Annotated in this window: 14 protein-coding genes; 4 read left to right on the top strand and 10 right to left on the bottom strand. The window is 43.7% G+C overall.

The annotated features are described in order from the left end of the window. Positions 1 to 67: 67 nt before the first annotated feature. A complete protein-coding gene (locus D0X99_RS18115; protein WP_233553758.1) occupies positions 68 to 1,222 on the bottom strand; it encodes a tol-pal system protein YbgF in 1,155 nt (384 codons plus the stop codon). Positions 1,223 to 1,343: 121 nt separating this feature from the next. On the opposite strand from D0X99_RS18115, the gene D0X99_RS18110 reads away from it, so the two are divergent. Beyond that, positions 1,344 to 1,991: a sulfate ABC transporter permease gene (locus D0X99_RS18110; protein WP_119479276.1), complete on the top strand. Its 648-nt coding sequence runs from the start codon at positions 1,344 to 1,346 to the stop codon at positions 1,989 to 1,991. On the opposite strand, the gene D0X99_RS18105 is transcribed toward D0X99_RS18110, so the two are convergent. Together D0X99_RS18105 and D0X99_RS18100 are read right to left on the bottom strand one after the other, a co-directional pair. Continuing rightward, the gene (locus D0X99_RS18105; protein ID WP_119479275.1) at positions 1,982 to 2,134 is read right to left on the bottom strand and encodes a DUF2256 domain-containing protein; all 153 of its coding nucleotides are present in this window, start codon (positions 2,132 to 2,134) and stop codon (positions 1,982 to 1,984) included. The two genes, D0X99_RS18110 and D0X99_RS18105, sit on opposite strands and share 10 nt — an antisense overlap. Before the next feature lie 94 nt (positions 2,135 to 2,228). Further along, positions 2,229 to 3,698 (bottom strand): cryptochrome/deoxyribodipyrimidine photo-lyase family protein, encoded by a 1,470-nt coding sequence (locus D0X99_RS18100; protein ID WP_119479355.1) that lies wholly within the window; start codon positions 3,696 to 3,698, stop codon positions 2,229 to 2,231. 39 nt (positions 3,699 to 3,737) lie between these two features. Here D0X99_RS18100 and D0X99_RS18095 point away from each other — a divergent pair, with 39 nt between their 5' ends. Further along, entirely contained in the window at positions 3,738 to 4,022 is a 285-nt protein-coding gene (locus tag D0X99_RS18095) for a TIGR03643 family protein (protein ID WP_119479274.1), read from the top strand. Positions 4,023 to 4,074: 52 nt separating this feature from the next. Here D0X99_RS18095 and D0X99_RS18090 read toward each other — a convergent pair whose 3' ends face one another. From D0X99_RS18090 to D0X99_RS18070, 5 genes are all read right to left on the bottom strand, one after another. Next, positions 4,075 to 5,589: a DUF4394 domain-containing protein gene (locus D0X99_RS18090; protein WP_119479354.1), complete on the bottom strand. Its 1,515-nt coding sequence runs from the start codon at positions 5,587 to 5,589 to the stop codon at positions 4,075 to 4,077. Between the two features lie 215 nt (positions 5,590 to 5,804). Further along, positions 5,805 to 6,140 (bottom strand): rhodanese-like domain-containing protein, encoded by a 336-nt coding sequence (locus tag D0X99_RS18085; protein WP_119479273.1) that lies wholly within the window; start codon positions 6,138 to 6,140, stop codon positions 5,805 to 5,807. A gap of 60 nt (positions 6,141 to 6,200) precedes the next feature. After that, complete coding sequence (locus tag D0X99_RS18080) at positions 6,201 to 6,470, bottom strand: hypothetical protein (RefSeq protein ID WP_119479272.1); 270 nt, start codon at positions 6,468 to 6,470, stop codon at positions 6,201 to 6,203. Next, the gene (locus D0X99_RS18075; RefSeq protein WP_119479271.1) at positions 6,452 to 7,327 is read right to left on the bottom strand and encodes a sterol desaturase family protein; all 876 of its coding nucleotides are present in this window, start codon (positions 7,325 to 7,327) and stop codon (positions 6,452 to 6,454) included. The genes D0X99_RS18080 and D0X99_RS18075 overlap by 19 nt, the downstream gene beginning before the upstream one ends. Before the next feature lie 3 nt (positions 7,328 to 7,330). Further along, complete coding sequence (locus D0X99_RS18070; RefSeq protein WP_119479270.1) at positions 7,331 to 8,137, bottom strand: sulfite exporter TauE/SafE family protein; 807 nt, start codon at positions 8,135 to 8,137, stop codon at positions 7,331 to 7,333. Positions 8,138 to 8,336: 199 nt separating this feature from the next. Between D0X99_RS18070 and D0X99_RS18065 the strand changes: the two genes are divergently transcribed. Beyond that, positions 8,337 to 9,140 carry a universal stress protein gene (locus D0X99_RS18065; protein ID WP_119479269.1) on the top strand — a complete coding sequence of 268 codons (804 nt, stop codon included), beginning with the start codon at positions 8,337 to 8,339 and terminating at the stop codon, positions 9,138 to 9,140. On the opposite strand, the gene D0X99_RS18060 is transcribed toward D0X99_RS18065, so the two are convergent. After that, the gene (locus D0X99_RS18060; RefSeq protein WP_119479268.1) at positions 9,141 to 9,797 is read right to left on the bottom strand and encodes a Crp/Fnr family transcriptional regulator; all 657 of its coding nucleotides are present in this window, start codon (positions 9,795 to 9,797) and stop codon (positions 9,141 to 9,143) included. It lies immediately after the preceding gene. Positions 9,798 to 9,983: 186 nt separating this feature from the next. On the opposite strand from D0X99_RS18060, the gene D0X99_RS18055 reads away from it, so the two are divergent. Next, positions 9,984 to 11,246: an NAD(P)/FAD-dependent oxidoreductase gene (locus D0X99_RS18055; RefSeq protein WP_119479353.1), complete on the top strand. Its 1,263-nt coding sequence runs from the start codon at positions 9,984 to 9,986 to the stop codon at positions 11,244 to 11,246. A 57-nt stretch (positions 11,247 to 11,303) separates the two neighbouring features. On the opposite strand, the gene D0X99_RS18050 is transcribed toward D0X99_RS18055, so the two are convergent. Then, complete coding sequence (locus tag D0X99_RS18050; RefSeq protein ID WP_147392262.1) at positions 11,304 to 15,530, bottom strand: hypothetical protein; 4,227 nt, start codon at positions 15,528 to 15,530, stop codon at positions 11,304 to 11,306. Positions 15,531 to 15,553: the final 23 nt, after the last annotated feature.

Raw genomic sequence — 15,553 nt, 5'->3', positions numbered from 1 at the left:
TCATCCAAGCCCAGAAAAAAATTCAAATTATCTCCTGTTATGAAAATCTCAAACGAATGAAATTTGATTAAAGTTTATTCTTTTTGATAAAATCTCTAGCCTCCTTATGGGCAGGGTGATTTCGCTTTGCATATTTCTTCACCCGGTCAAAATATTTCTTTGCTTGAGCCTTGTTTTTTGCAGCAGTTTCAATTTTTCCAAGCTGAATCAATGCATGCAAATAGTATCCACTTTCCTGTGACTCTGATTCCTCACCGTATGCTACAGTCTTGAGGTAATATTTTTTTGCTTCAGCTCGGTCTCCCACTCGGTAGTGATATTCAGCGACATAAAATGCAGCATACCTACCACTGTTGGATTCGTAGCCATACTGCTTGTTATCAATTCGATTAAGGATTTCATAGGATTGTTCCACTGCCTCTGTCCACCTGCCAACAGTATATAAATGTCTCGCATAGGATCTGTGGAAATAAGGATTGTTTGGAAATTTGGAATGCAGATATTCTGAAATCCTTAACGCATCATAGGGTCTCTTTTCTTCTGAAGCATACAATCGGAAAAGAAAGTATTGGGCTTCTACCCGAGTATAAAATGCATTGGATGCAACTGTCTCGAGTTGCTGCAATCCAAGTTGCTTGTTTCCCTTGGGAAAAAGTGCCATGACTGGTTTCAACAAGGGGTAATTTTCCGGAATCCAAACCGAAAAGTAATTGAACAACGCGTCCCCAAGCAAAAGCTCCGGGTTAAACTCAGCCTCTCCTCTACTCAAATCCATGTATTTGAGTGCATTTCGCCCTGCCCACGCAGCCTTTGTCCAACTTTTCCGTTCGCTGTACAATCTTCCCATAAACCCATAACCGGCTGCTAAAAAGAATGCAGCTTCCTTGTTTTTGGGATTTTCATCAAACATTTCCTCGGCTTTTTCATTGGCCCGATCCAGATATTGAATAAAAATATCATCGTATCGGGTATTGGTCACGTCCAGTTCGATTCTCCACCAATATCCCAAAGCCATGAGAAAATCCGGAAGAGGATGATCGGGGTATTGATACATGATTACCGCAAAATCACGCTCAGCCGTTGGGAAATCAAAGTTGTACATGCTGTTGATTGACTTGGTAATCCGGTATTGCAATCCTTTGTCAAGCAACAGGTAATCGGAATTTTTGGGTGGATAAACAGGGTCCCCAGCCTGTCCAAATACTTGAACTGAACTTAACATCAACCAAATGCCCCACACTAAAACCCAAATTCGCTTAATCATTACTTTCTTTTCGTTTCGTCTGCAAAACTACGGCGAAATCCAAACAATCGTTTAGATTTGGTCACATTAACAACCGGAAATGGCTAAACCCGCTTCACCACTTGCACAACGTCTACAGGAGTTGATTGATTTCGACAAGAGGCTTTATTTTTTTACTCTGGTCATCATTTTCCTGGTCATCAGGTTTTTAACGAACACGTTGATCCTTGAATCCATCCCGGATTATGAGAATTTGGAAAAGCAAGGAGGGCTGATGTTTTTTCACATATTCAATACCCTGAATTACTTATGGACTCCTTTTGCACTGCTTTGGAAATTCACAGTTACCGCCTTCCTATTTTGGTCTATCGGGCTGATGATCGGGTACAAGGCCAATTTCAAAGAACTTTGGAAGTTTGCTTTGGTGGCTGAAGTCGTTTTTATTTTCCCTGAACTCCTTCGATTGTTGATTTATATGAATCCTTCGGGGAGTGTCACCTACCTGGATATTCAAAATTTTGAACCGCTTTCTGCATTGTGGCTGGTCGGTCATGAAAATGTGGAAGAAAAGTACCTTTATCCGCTATCGGTACTGAATATTTTCGAGTTGATATACGGAGCCCTTTGGGTTTTGGGTTTTCATTCGATCAGCAGAAGAAGCATTGAAGAAAGTACCTTGGTGGTTCTTATAGCCTATTTCCTTCCCCTATTGATTTGGCTGGGCTTCTACATTGGAGCTTATCGTTGAGATTTTTGAAGTTTTTTGGCTTCTCCCCTGCATCGGTCAGAGCAGTACTTAACTTCATCCCAGTTCTTCTCCCATTTTTTTCTCCAGGAAAAGGGGCGGTTGCATACTGGGCACATCTTTTCGGGTAAATGTTCTTTTTTCATGTGTTCATAAGATAGTTTTCAAAGGCTAGTTTGCCATTCTCGCCTGGCTGAAAATCCTTTTGATAGGCAATCATTGGGTAAAGTTCAATTTTGCTTAAACCATGCGATTGGACAGCTTGTGTTTCGCCAGTATTCGATCTGCCTCTATGACTATTTCAGGATCTTTTTGTGCAGCCCAAATCCTGTCCCTGGCTTCTGCAGCGGCTTTTTCCAAGGGAACAATGGGGAACGGGTAGTCTTTACCCAAATAAAACTCCATACTCATCTGCTCCATCATAGTTAATTCCCAAGGAGTATGGATCAAAGCATCAGGTAGTTTAGCTAATTCAGGAACCCATTTTCGGATAAAAACCCCTTGAGGATCATGATCCTGTGATTGCTTTAGCGGATTGTAAATGCGAATGGTGTTAATCCCCGTGACACCCGCCTGCATCTGGAGCTGAGGATAATGAATGCCCGGCTCAAAGTCCAGAAACATCCTTGCCAAAAAATCCGCCCCACTTTTCCAATCTTGGTTCAAATGATGAGTCAAAAAGGAAACCACCATGGCTCGCATTCTGAAATTGAGGTATCCGGTCTCCCTAAGACAGCGCATACAGGCATCCACTAAAGGGTAACCGGTTTGTCCGTTCTCCCAGGCATGAATCCAGTCTTTTCGCTCCGGATATTCCATTTTCAAAAATCCCCGATTGATGGGTTCAAATTCCATTCTGCTTTCCATTTCAAACTTCTGGATGAAATGGCAATGCCAGCGAAGCCGGGATTGAAAATTGGCGAAGTTTCGAGCCTGGAATCCGGATTTTGACTTTTGTTCTGAGCTTTGATAGACTTCCCTAAGTGAAATACAGCCCCAAGCTAGATAAGGAGAAATACGGCTGCAGCCTTTTCTACTGAGTTCGGGCTTGCTGATATGACGGCTATAGTTTTTCACCCGCTCTTCCAAAAAGCTCCTGAGGTACAACCTTCCTTTTGATTCACCTCCCGGCTGCATGGATGGATTTGGAATTTTCCATCCTTCAGGAATTTCTTTTTGAGGAAATCCTTTCCAGAAGGATTCTGAAAGCTGAATAAATCTTGCCTTTTTCCAATCTGGGTTTTGAAGGGGTGATTTGGCAAAACCAAACCAGGAATTTCTCCATCGACTTCTGTTTTTGAGTCCCCGAGCAACTCCCTGTTGGGCATATTCAAACCAAGAAATTTCATTTTCCCTGAAAAAAAGGGAAAGTTCCTTGTCCCTATTATAGGTAAGCTGAATCCCAGTTTCAATGTGGGAATAGACTGCATTGATTTGGAAGTTGGCAGTAAGCTGCTGAAAGACATCCTTCACCTCAGCATGGAAAATTGCCACTGAGGTTTCTCGTACTTTCAACCGGTTCTGCATATCCTCCAAGCTTTCCCATACAAACCTCCAATGCCGGTCATCACTTTGTGGTGCGGAAGTCAGAGATGGCTCAAAACAATACAGCATTAAAACCGGAAAGCCGGCTCGGATAGCTTCAGCCAATGGCTGATGATCACTCAGCCTCAAGTCCCGTTTCAACCAAACAATGGAAATTTTCTGCACCTGATTCAAACTTTAGCCACGCTTTAAAGTTTTTCAATCATGGAAAAAATCAAGGAATTGACTGAGTTGGAAATCGATCGGATCATCGAAATGGCTTGGGAAGACCGAACTCCTTTTGATGCGATCAAGGCACAATTTGGGATCAGCGAAGGAGAAACCATTGAAATAATGCGTCGACACATGAAGCGCAGTTCGTTCAAAATGTGGCGTGCAAGAGTCCAAGGTCGGGCTACCAAACACGCACAAAAAAGCCCGGAAGAGATGACTGTTTTTCACTCACGGATGCAGCGCGGAATTGCACTCAACAAAATATCCAAAAGATAAAAAGCCTGATCATAGACCAGGCTTTTAAACTTCCACAAACCCAAAATCCTATTTAAAACCCAAGTCCAAGTGCCATCGCTACTGGTGTAAAATTCAAGTCAGAAACTTTTGTGGCAGCCCCAGACACCAGGTTGATCTTATAAACTCCAGATGAACTTCCTATTGTAAAGACTGCAAAGGCATTGTCAGAATTCCCTCCGATATCAAATCCATTCTGACCAGTCACCGATACACCAATCGGTCCAACCGGAACCAATACTCCGTCATTTGGCGGGGCTTGTGTATAAAGCATTCCTGTAGCATGGTCGATGACAAACAGTGTGGTAGTTGTACTACCAGCAAAATTATTAGTATACGCTGCACCTGAAACCATTGGAGATCCCGGATTTAACCTGCCATCTGTAGCTGCCACGGTCCCAAGATCAGGGTGAAGTCTAAGGTTCTGACCAGTATTGGTAACCAATCTGATACGATCTACTGTAGGATTGAAGTCAAACCCAACCATTTCACCTTCAACCATAGACATCAATTGATTTCCGATGGCAGTAAGCATCCCATTGGAAGGATTCACAACGTAAAGTTGACTTTTGTTTGATATGGCTAGTAATTGACCTTTTGCTGGCCTAAAGTCAAGTCCCAAGATTTGCTCTCCCATTTTAAGCCCCTGAAAGTCGACCATAGAAGGCTGCGGATTCTCGGGATTAAATCGATACAACTTTCCCGTCGCATCAGCAGCATAGGCAATCGGATTAGTCTTAAATGCAATGCTGACAATATCTTGTTTGAATCTTCCAACCCAAGTTGCATTCCCGGAAGATAGGTCTATGAGAAATAATCTGGATTGGTTGACAGTCCGACTCACTGCCAATGCGATGCTGTTATCCGGATTGATGTCAAAATCAGTGGCACCGTCAAAATCCTCACCTAAACTTCCTACCTCCTGTAATCCACCTTCATTTGGCGGAACTTGCATGTAAAGGATGTCTTCCTCAATATCAATGTCATACAAAACTGTGGAAGTAGCACCGGAGACACTGTTTGTGTAAGCAACTCCTGAGATTTTTGGATTTGTCCCCCCCTTGATAGTTCCGTCCACAGCTACTACAGCACCTGTTTCGGGATGAAGTCTGAGATTTTGACCAGTTTGGGAGACCAGCCGAATTCGATCGACAGTTGGATTAAAATCGATGGAAGCTCCCATCCCATCAATAGAAGGAGTGAAAGGCCCACCACCGAGTGGCGTAGCCACTCCGGAGTTTTCATTGATCAGATACAATCTACTGGCAGAACTCAGTCCATATAGTTGGCCCGTGGCAGGTCGGTAATCGATGGAAATAATGCTTTCACCCGAACCTAAACCCGTGAGTGTTTTCGTTTCGGCAGGGAAATTAATATCCCCATCCTCAAAGAAAAACAGCTGATTATCCTCTCCCAATGCGGTAAGATTTACCATAGGAGGATTTCCTGGGTTGATTACCTTTGGCGCATTGTCATCCTGACAAGAAACCAATGCCATTGCCGACAAAATCAAGGCAATGCCTAACGAGTTTATTTTTCCCTTTTTCATGTGGTTAAAATTGTTTTTACGGTCAGTCCAGAAGCTACTTGTAGAAATCTCGCCAGGTTGATAATCATCCATCTGCTCGATTTTCTGATGTTAAAAATTGATTTTGACAGACATACGATACGGTTCTGCTTTTTGGATTTAGAAGGCACAAAAAAAACCGGACAATTTATTGTCCGGCCTTTCATGATTAACCTAAACCCAAAAATTACCTATGATTATACTGTTTCAAAAGGCCATCTCATGATGCCTCCCGACAAATTTTTTAACTTTTCAAAACCCAAGTCAGCCATGATTTCACAAGCTTGGCCACTCCGGTTGCCACTTCTGCAATACACGAGGTAGGTCTTGTCTTTAGGTAGGTTTTTTACCTGGTTCACAAAATTGGAAGACATGATATCGATGTTTCTGGCTCCTCTGATTTTTCCTCCGGAAAATTCTCCGGCCGTTCTAACATCAATGATCACGGTGTCCGGTTGAAGCATAAGGTCATGAAAAGGACCTGCAGGAATGTCTTCGTAGTTTTTTGGTTTGGTGCTAAAGAAGTTGAACATGGTTGTTTTATTTTTTTGACAAATTTACCGTCCTAAACCTCTTCCGATCAGTAATAAAAGTCACTTGAGGACTTTGGAAGTTTGGGGTTTCATGCGGTTTTTGAGTTCAATAAACCCAAGACGGATGACCAAAACCCAAGGAAGGCCATGAAAAACCAAATCCCCCCAATCCATTAGCTTCATACCTACTGCACCTCCGGCTACCCATTTGAGTTTCCCCCAAATATGTGGTTCGGGAACAAACGGAGCCAGCCCAAGTGAAGCACACAGGATAATGACAGTCCCCCAGTTATTGAACAGGCCTGTACGCTTTACTTCTTTTTGTTCCATGGATAGGTGATTTGCGACCAAAAGGTTTTTGGAAACTCCTCGATATGGTCAAAGCCGAGTGGTTCATTTTCGTTTTCGTTAGGGATATAGGCCGTGCCAAAAAGATAATCCCAAAGGCTCAGTGAAATTCCATAATTGACTCCATGACTTCCCTCAGGAAGATACTTGGCATGGTGCCAAAGGTGCATGACCGGATTGTTCAGAAGGTATTTAAGAGGGCCATAAGTGATCTTGACATTGGCGTGGTTGAGGTGACCAATCGCAATCGTCACAATATGCAGGATAAAGAAATCATCCAATCCAAATCCAATCATGGCCAATGGAATATACTGAACCGATTTGTACACAATCGTCTCCATCCAGTGATAGCGAAGGTGTGCTGCGAAACCCATTTGCTCCACCGAATGATGGACTTTGTGAAACTCCCAGAGCCAAGGACTGTGGTGCAACCAGCGGTGAACATTCCATTGGATAAAATCCGCAATCAGGAACATTAGCAGAAACTGCGACCATACTGGCCAGCTGCCCACTTGAATTGCAACTAAATTTTCGATCCCAAACCATCCTAGGAAATCATTGAACGCTTCCACGGCAACATTGGAAACCGAATTGTATACTATCAGGGAAAAGAGAAAGAAATTAAAGAACATGTAAAAGCCATCCAACCAGAAATCCTCACGGATAGCTGGCTGGTTTTTTCTCCAGGGAAAAATAATTTCAAGCATCCAGACGACTACCGACAACCCGACTAACCACCAAAAGTAATTGTGCCAGGATGGGTATAGAATTTCCGAAGTGAGGTAATTCCAGTACCCGTAATAGCCGTCGATGAAAATTTTGAAATATTCCTGTACCATAGTTTACAAGGCTGTTAATTCTTTCCCGATAATATAGATACCCATCAAGAGGACAAACCATCCAAATCCGGTTTTTAGGGCCTTTTCATTTATTTTTTTGGAAAGAGCACTACCAATGAAGATACCCACGATGGATAATCCGGTAAAGATTAACAGCATCTGCCAGTCAATAGTTTGAGTAGAAACATCTCCCAGGAATCCAATCAGGGATTTAGCGGCAATAATCAAAAGTGAGGTACCAACAGCCATTTTCATCGGAAGTCTGGCGAGCAATACCAAGGCAGGAATAATCAAAAATCCTCCTCCGGCACCGACTATACCTGTGATTACACCTACCACAGATCCTTCCAAAGCAATCATCGGGAAGTTAAATTTGATTTCTTCGTTTTCGTCGCAGTCTTTACACTTCTTTCCTGTAATCATCGAAATCGAGGCCGCCAACATAATTAGGGCAAAGAAGACCATGATTCCCACACTTTTGGAAACTGCGATTTCGCCAACGCTAAATAGCGGATCAGGAAATGCAGGCACCATATATTTACGAGTCAGGAAAACAGCTATAAATGATGGAATGGAAAAGACTAAGGCGGTCTTGTAGTTGACCAGCCCTTTTTTCATGTAGGTTCCAGCACCAACCAAGGAAGTGGATCCTACCACAAACAAAGAATAAGCAGTAGCCAAAACGGGATCAACACCAAGAATGTAAACCAACACCGGTACAGTCAAAATAGATCCTCCTCCTCCGATGAGTCCCAAACTCACACCGATCAAAATCGCAGCAGCAAAACCTATAAGGATAGTGATGTCCATATTTTTCTATAATTAATTCTGCTGCAAAAGTAGGATCAAGCCATGCCCTAATGCGGTGACAATTGTTACAATTACGGCAGCAAGCTCGAATGAAGCTAATTCTGATCTTTTCTACATTGACATTAAATTATAGTCAAGGTGACTTTTATCCTGTTTTTTCTCGGTGAGATAATCTATTTTTCCTAAAAGCCTCTGAATCATGAAAATCATCGTTCCAATAGATTTCTCAGACAATTCCATCAAAGCACTTGAGTTGGCAATTCTATTATCTGAAAAGGGAAAAACTGAAATTACCATTGTCCATATAATTGAATTGGTTTATGATTTTGCTTCCCAAGCCGCAGTAGCGCTCGACTCTTTGCACAAGGAAAGCGCTAAGTTGATTAAAGAACTTGAGGCTAAATACAGCAACTCAGGGGTGAAGTTTGACCATGAAATCCACGAAGGGACAGCATCAATAAGCATTGCGCGGATTGCCAAAGAGCGGGAAGCTACCTTGATCATTATGGGAACACGAGGAGCTACAGGGATCAAAAAGACACTTTTCGGCAGTACGGCGGTTAACCTGTTAAAAGAAGCAAACTGCCCCGTACTGGTGGTTCCTGAATCTACCCAAATCAACCAATTGCAACGGATTACCTTGGCTCTGGAATTTGCGAATCATGAACCCGAATCAATTGACAAAGTGGTCGCATTATCCCAGCTTTTGAATCTATACCTGGAATTTCTGCATGTTCAAACTACTGATGGGTTTAAGGAGGACCTTGCAGTCTTGGGGTTGGAAAAATACATCCAAAACAAGTTTCCTCACCTCCCGGTGAGATTCTACACCTACTATGGTGAAACCGCATCGGAGGGATTGGATGGTTTCCTTGAGGAGCACCAGCACATGATTTTGGGAATGTGCCACCACCACCGCGGCCTGATGGAGAGCATTTTCAAAAAAAGCCATTCTTTCGAAATGGCTTATCACACAGAGGTTCCGCTTTTGATCATCCTGTGATCACTTACTGATCAACTCTTCAAAATCATCCCGGATGTAAATCACATTACGACCGAGCTCAATCCATTTTTTCTTTTCCAAGGTTTTGAGAAGTCTTGAAACCACCTCTCGGGAAGTGCCCAGCTCATTGGCTATTTCCTGGTGGGTAGTATGAAGTTCGTTTGATTTGTGCTGCTTCATTTTGGTCACGATGTAGCGCATGAGCCGTTCATCCATCCGCTTAAATGCCACCGCATCCAGAGCCACCAGCATCTCCTGAAACCGCATTTGATAAGTACTGGAAACAAAGTCCTTCCATTGTTTGAATTCATCAGACCACTGCTCATGAATTTGAACTGGGATAAATACAATTGTTGCTTTTTCCTCCACCACTGCTTTGATTTCACTTGGACGAGAAGCAGAACAACAGGTAAGGGATAAGGCACAGGTTTCTCCAGGATCCAAATAATATAGGAACAGTTCCTTTCCCTCGTCGTCCATTCTCATGATCTTGATCGAGCCTTCGATGACTAATGGAACCGCTTTGATAAACTGGCCTGGCTCGAGTAAAACTTTCCCCGATTCCAGATTCATCACTTGCCCCTTATCTAAAATGGCCTGCAAAAGTTTGGGGTCTGTTAGACTGGGCAGTGCTTGTTTGAGTTTTTCGATAGTCATTGCTTTCAACTAAAAGACAAAAATCTTCTCTTTCGATTCATGAAGTTAGTGATAATTCTCACTAGGATTTTACCCTTTTAACCTTAGCCCGGCACAAATTCAATGTTAATCAGGGTCAAAAGTGACTTTCATCACTGTTTAACTTTTTAAACCCACCTACTTTTCAACAATTAAATGACCCTCATTATGAAACATTATCAGATTTTAATCATCGGAGGCGGAACAGCTGGAATCACTATAGCCGCACAATTAAAACTGAAGGACTCTTCCTTGAAAATGGCCATTATTGAGCCTTCCGACAAGCACTATTACCAACCAGCCTGGACGCTCGTTGGTGCAGGAACTTTCGATTTCAAGGAAACAATCAGAAATGAAGGTGACTACATCCCAAAAGGTGTCGATTGGATTAAGGACAAAGCCATTGGGATTGACCCCGAAACCAATATGGTTTCGACAGAAAAGTCCGGAGACTTTACCTATGACTTCCTTGTCCCGGTTCCGGGTATGATCATGGCTCCTGAGCTTTTGCCTGGATTGACTGAAGCAATGGACAAAGGAGTAGTCTGCTCCAACTATACCGATCCTGAGCATACTTGGGAAGTGCTGAAAAATTTCAAAGGAGGAAATGCGGTTTTTACTCAACCGACCACTCCGATTAAATGTGGCGGTGCTCCTCAGAAAATCATGTACTTGGCCGAGGATTATTTTAGAAAGCAGGGAATTAGAGACAAAACCAATGTCCTCTTCGCAACTCCCGGAACGGTCATTTTTGGGGTGCCGGCTTTTGCCAAAACACTCAACAAAATAATCCAGGACCGAAATATCCTATTCAAACCTTTTTTTGCACCAGTCCGGATCGATGCTGAAAAGCAGGAAATCACATTCCGCTATACCAAACCGGGTGAGACCAACTACACCATCATGGAAGGCAATCCATTGGGCGAAGAAATGACCGGGCCTTTGGAAATTAAAATTCACTTTGACATGCTGCACCTTGCTCCCCCTCAGGCAACCCCTAAGTTCATCCGGGATTCCAAAATCTCCATTCAGGAAGGACCTGGTAAAGGTTGGGTTGATGTGGACATTCACACGATGCAGCACAAGCGCTATCCAAATATCTTCTCAATTGGGGATGTAGCTCACTTGCCAACAGCAAAAACAGGTGCGGCAATTCGAAAACAGGCTCCAGTTTTAGTGGAAAACCTAATCAGACTGATCCAATCCGGTAAGGTCGGAGAAAAATCATATGAAGGTTATTCCTCCTGTCCGATTGTCACAGGCTACGGCAAAATGCTTCTTTGTGAGTTTAAATATGACAATGTGCAGGACAGTGATCCCTTGATTTCAACCTTTGTCGATACGACCAAGGAGCAATACAGCATGTGGTTACTCAAAAAATACGGACTTCCATTTATGTATTGGAATCTTATGCTGAGAGGCAAGGCTTAAACAAAAAAATCCGGCTTATGAGCCGGATTTTTTTGTTTAAAGCAAGTTATTACAATATCATTCGCAGGTTGGACAGCAAACAAATGGCGACTTGGTCAAGGGAGAGGTCCTTAGAATCCTGAAATTCCCCAAGTTATTCCCAAGATCCACCCGGTCTTCGGTGGCAACCATTCCTGTCGAACTCATCATTCTATGAACTGCGAGCATAGCTTCGTTGTTTTGGCCATTTGTATTTCTGGGCCTTATCCTATTAAGATGCTGCGCCAGATTGGTGATATTCCCGAATACTTCAACCACCAAAACACTCAACGGACTATCTTCCGGCAAGCCCAAATCAGTCAAATAACCTGCAATTTCCTGAGAAGTGAATACTGCAGTTCCTACCGGATGGGATTCTCTGATGTTTGCCAAAAGAGCTGTTGTAGAAAGCTGCTGACTAACTTTAAACTTTCCTGATTCATACTTTGCCAAGCTTGGCATGAAATAAGTCTGCTTGGTAAGGTCATTTATTCTATCCAAGGATTTTGGATCGGTATTAACTCTGACATCAATCCTCATTTTTCGCTCCGCGAGCAAAATATTCCTAAAGTCCAATCCATCAGCCTGATGAACTTGAGCATATAGCAAAGTCCAAAGACTGGTGCGTGGAGGCTTTGAGGTTACATTTTTCCCTTGGAAGACAGCCTTGGCATAAGGCGCAGAGACATACATGTGGTTTTCATTTCTGTTTAAAGAGCAAAGCAGAGTCGGTACAGGATGCTGCATTCCTGTCACCCGCAATTCTCTTCCAAACCTTGCCTGAGCGGTTGACCAGAGGTTTCCTTTAGGAACTCCGTCCACAGGCTCAAAATCCTGAATTGAGGTAAATTCCAACGCATCAAGTTCGTCGTCTTCTTTTTCACGGTCGTTGAAATGAGCATGACCCACTCTGAATTCATATGTGAAAAAGCCAAACATTTCCGGACTTTCAGGATGAAGTCCGGGAGGAATGGGAAGCAAATAATGCCGATCGCTGTCGGTGGATTTTGTCATCATTTGCAAGGCGTCCAGTCCGGATTTGTCGTCACTCTGATCCGGAATGATTCTTCGTACCACTTCTGGATCCAGACTTAGTGAAGCTTCTTCCGGCACCTGAAACAAATCCTGGTCGTTATTTGAAATCAGCTGATCGGGTGCATTTGCCAGCACACGACAGAAATAAGCATCATCGGGATTCTGGATTGCTTCTTCAAATTCCACCCAAAGGAATCTTCGCCTTGCCTCTGTACTACTGTAATCCTCTGCTCTGTCGTAGGGTGAAAATGCCAATCCCACACTGACGATTTTTGGAATTTGAGAAGGGATCAATACAGTAGGCAACTTCAGCAAATCGGTGGTAACAGGACTGGGTTTGGTGTGACCCTTTTTCATGACTGGAACCAATTTGTATTCTGCCCAGAGCTCATCCGGATATCTCAACTCGGTGGTTCCCGGTCTAAACCGCTCATTCTTGGGTTCAAGCGCATCGATGTAAATGACCCGGGTATAATGTCTGTTTACCGAGTCAAATCTGTCTGCCTGTAAAGCTTCAAAGGAAACTGTGTGCTTGAGCTCAATGTCATCGAGGTATTGGTTTTCCCGAATCTCCCTTTTGGGTTCTCTTCTAAACCGGTGTCTCCTTTGAACGACAAATGCCACATCCTCATGAGCATCCCAAGTCCAGTCGCGGTTGAGTTGGTAGCTAAGGCAAGTCACCCAGTGGTAATAGAGATCTGACTTAGTGGCAAATGTGATACTGCTTCCGTCGGGAGCCAATGAATGTCTAATTCTTGAACTGCAACCAAAGGCTACACGCTCCCCTTTTTTAGCCATCAAAGTCAATCCCTTTGACTCTAGCCCCAAGGAATCTGCCAAACGCTTGACTACATCAGGTTGATCATTTTCAGATTTTCGTCGGAGCTTGGCGCCAAGGGTAATCTGCTTGGCTGTTGGAATTGGGTCAGGCTTAAGGTAAAGGGCTTGAAGCTCTGGAATATTTTTGTAAGGCAAAAGGAGTTCCTCCTCACTTTCGGTTTCCTTGTAAAACATCAACTGTTGGACTTTCCCGTACCTGCTGTCTTTGTCTTCGTCGGCATCAATTATTCCAAAATAAATCTCCTTAGGCCCCTCAGAGGAGGCCACAGCCCGCAGTGAAACTCTGACCTGACGCCCTGTTGGAAGTACCAAAGAACTTTCCGAAAGTTGGTCAAAGAGCAGCTTTTGGGAAAGAAAAGGATCTGCAGGTTCGGTCAAATTGAGTACTGGAACATCGATGAATCTAATAGGCAGCTCAATTTTCCCGTCAAATTCCGTAGGGAAATTCCATTCTCTTGAATACAGAGGAATGTAGGAATCCCTTCCTGAACGACTGCGTTGGGTATCCATTCGCAGGGACTTTACCTCCACGAGGATTTTTATCTTTTGGACATCCGGATCTGGCAAAGCTGGCTTTAACCCCAAATCACCGAATGGCAGAGCTTTGAGCATAGCTACCGGATCAAGACCGATTTTCTGATACTTATCTGTAAAAACGACCGCCGGATACTCCAGAAGCGGCCTCTCAATCCGGAGGACTACATTATCCTTGAATTCGGTGTCTTCAGGATCAGCTGAGTTGAAAAAGTTTGTTTTGTGAGTTCTGAATTCCTCTGGTTTTTCGATGCGAAGCATTCCCGGATTTACAAATCTCTTGAAAGAAACAGAGGTACTCGGACTGGGGGCAGGATTCAATGGTTCATCTTCCAGACTTGGGCCGCCACCCGATATATCCGTCAACCTGATCCGGAACCTGTAGGAATTCCCATATCTCAGTTGTGTCTGAATTTCACCGGGAATCAAGGTGGTGTTTTTAGTCACAGTTCCTTCTGTTGGCTCTCCATTGCCTTGCCGTTTTCCTACCTCTTCTTGGTCATTCCTATAAATCTCTATGGCATCCTTATCTTCGGTGGCCAAACTTTTCCCAATCCAATAGGCATAATACATGGGTAGCCAATAGCCATCACTATTTGGACCGGCAATCTTGGTTGGGTATACCTGATAGGGAAGTTCAGTCTTTTGATTGGCAAAGGCGCCTGCTAGACCACCCTGTGCACCGTTGACCTGAATGACGTTTAGACTTTCCCACTTCGCTCCTTCCGAGGCATTTTTGACATCGATATGATATCCCATCACTCCAAGTGGAGCGTCCAATCGCTTATTGGAGCCCGGAGCTGCTGGATTTTCGAGAATTTGTCTAAGGTACCAAACCAAAATCTGCTCATCATCCCAGCCTAACCGAATGCCGGAATCCGACTGAGGAGGTAGTCCATCGGGTGCTTCCTGAAGCAAATTGCCGCTCTCGGCTTGGTTGGCATGGACAATCTTGGCAAAACCATCATTGTAAAGATGAGCTTCCAAAAACAACTCGTCCCAAGGACCAATCGGAATAGGTTCAGAGGGGTCTCCTGGCTTTTGATACAAAACAGGAAATAACACAGGAGCGAAAATTGGGCGATTCTCACCAACTTTCAACTCGGGAATCTTTGCCGCATACTGTTTTATAAGCGGACCATCTGCGTCTTCCAACAAGGCATTTTGAGCAGCCTCGTATTCTCCTCCGACGATTTCTGCATAGAGATAGCCCCCGTTTTCGAACCAAGTTGGTTCTACTTCCAACTTAACTTCATAGATCATTCCACAAGCTTTGGCCAGCAGTGGTTGTCGAAGAATATTCGCAAACACCTTCCCCCAACTGACATTATTTTTGGGCACAAAGTTTTCCTCTAACTGAACCTTATCTCTGACCGCGCAATGATAGGAATCATCCGTTACTGCGTTAGGATGGCGGGGTTGGGTGAAATTGAACTGATTACGGTAAGATATCGGGAGGTATTTTTTGATTCCCCGCTTTCCGGCTTGATCCAAAGGAACCGGGTCGGGCATTTTGTCCGTGTTGTCAGTGATTGTAAATGGGGCAGCAATTTGCTGCAGAATAGTTGCCTTATTCCCTGCTGGAGTTTCGCTCACTTCAATAAGGATTGGTTTCCTGCTTACTGGGGTTGCATTGCTCAAAGGAAAGTCATCAGTACCCTTAACAACAGCCAGCTTGAATTTGGGTTGAAGATTTGCAAACCCCGGCACTGCTGTTGGAAGAGGACTTGACAAACCGGTAGGCCAGGGAATAAATGGATCATTATTCCTGGGGATAACGACTATATTGACAGTCAATTCATTTCCTTCAAATCGCTGAGGAAATGTCATTAGAGTAAGAATTCTTCTTGGTTCCATGGTGAAAAGTTTAGGGTAAAAAA

Source organism: Algoriphagus lacus (assembly GCF_003583985.1).
Taxonomy (GTDB): domain Bacteria; phylum Bacteroidota; class Bacteroidia; order Cytophagales; family Cyclobacteriaceae; genus Algoriphagus; species Algoriphagus lacus.
Note: the sequence above shows the minus strand (reverse complement) of the source record. Positions and strands in the feature narration are given on the sequence as shown.

What these genes read in the sequence shown, in the direction of transcription:
- D0X99_RS18080 (WP_119479272.1), bottom strand. Translation starts at nt 6,470, where the DNA reads ATGGAACAAAAAGAAGTAAAGCGTACAGGCCTGTTCAATAACTGGGGG.
- D0X99_RS18055 (WP_119479353.1), top strand. Translation starts at nt 9,984, where the DNA reads ATGAAACATTATCAGATTTTAATCATCGGAGGCGGAACAGCTGGAATC.
- D0X99_RS18085 (WP_119479273.1), bottom strand. Translation starts at nt 6,140, where the DNA reads ATGTTCAACTTCTTTAGCACCAAACCAAAAAACTACGAAGACATTCCT.
- D0X99_RS18060 (WP_119479268.1), bottom strand. Translation starts at nt 9,797, where the DNA reads ATGACTATCGAAAAACTCAAACAAGCACTGCCCAGTCTAACAGACCCC.
- D0X99_RS18110 (WP_119479276.1), top strand. Translation starts at nt 1,344, where the DNA reads ATGGCTAAACCCGCTTCACCACTTGCACAACGTCTACAGGAGTTGATT.
- D0X99_RS18105 (WP_119479275.1), bottom strand. Translation starts at nt 2,134, where the DNA reads ATGAAAAAAGAACATTTACCCGAAAAGATGTGCCCAGTATGCAACCGC.
- D0X99_RS18050 (WP_147392262.1), bottom strand. Translation starts at nt 15,530, where the DNA reads ATGGAACCAAGAAGAATTCTTACTCTAATGACATTTCCTCAGCGATTT.
- D0X99_RS18115 (WP_233553758.1), bottom strand. Translation starts at nt 1,222, where the DNA reads ATGTTAAGTTCAGTTCAAGTATTTGGACAGGCTGGGGACCCTGTTTAT.
- D0X99_RS18075 (WP_119479271.1), bottom strand. Translation starts at nt 7,327, where the DNA reads ATGGTACAGGAATATTTCAAAATTTTCATCGACGGCTATTACGGGTAC.
- D0X99_RS18090 (WP_119479354.1), bottom strand. Translation starts at nt 5,589, where the DNA reads ATGAAAAAGGGAAAAATAAACTCGTTAGGCATTGCCTTGATTTTGTCG.
- D0X99_RS18065 (WP_119479269.1), top strand. Translation starts at nt 8,337, where the DNA reads ATGAAAATCATCGTTCCAATAGATTTCTCAGACAATTCCATCAAAGCA.
- D0X99_RS18095 (WP_119479274.1), top strand. Translation starts at nt 3,738, where the DNA reads ATGGAAAAAATCAAGGAATTGACTGAGTTGGAAATCGATCGGATCATC.
- D0X99_RS18070 (WP_119479270.1), bottom strand. Translation starts at nt 8,137, where the DNA reads ATGGACATCACTATCCTTATAGGTTTTGCTGCTGCGATTTTGATCGGT.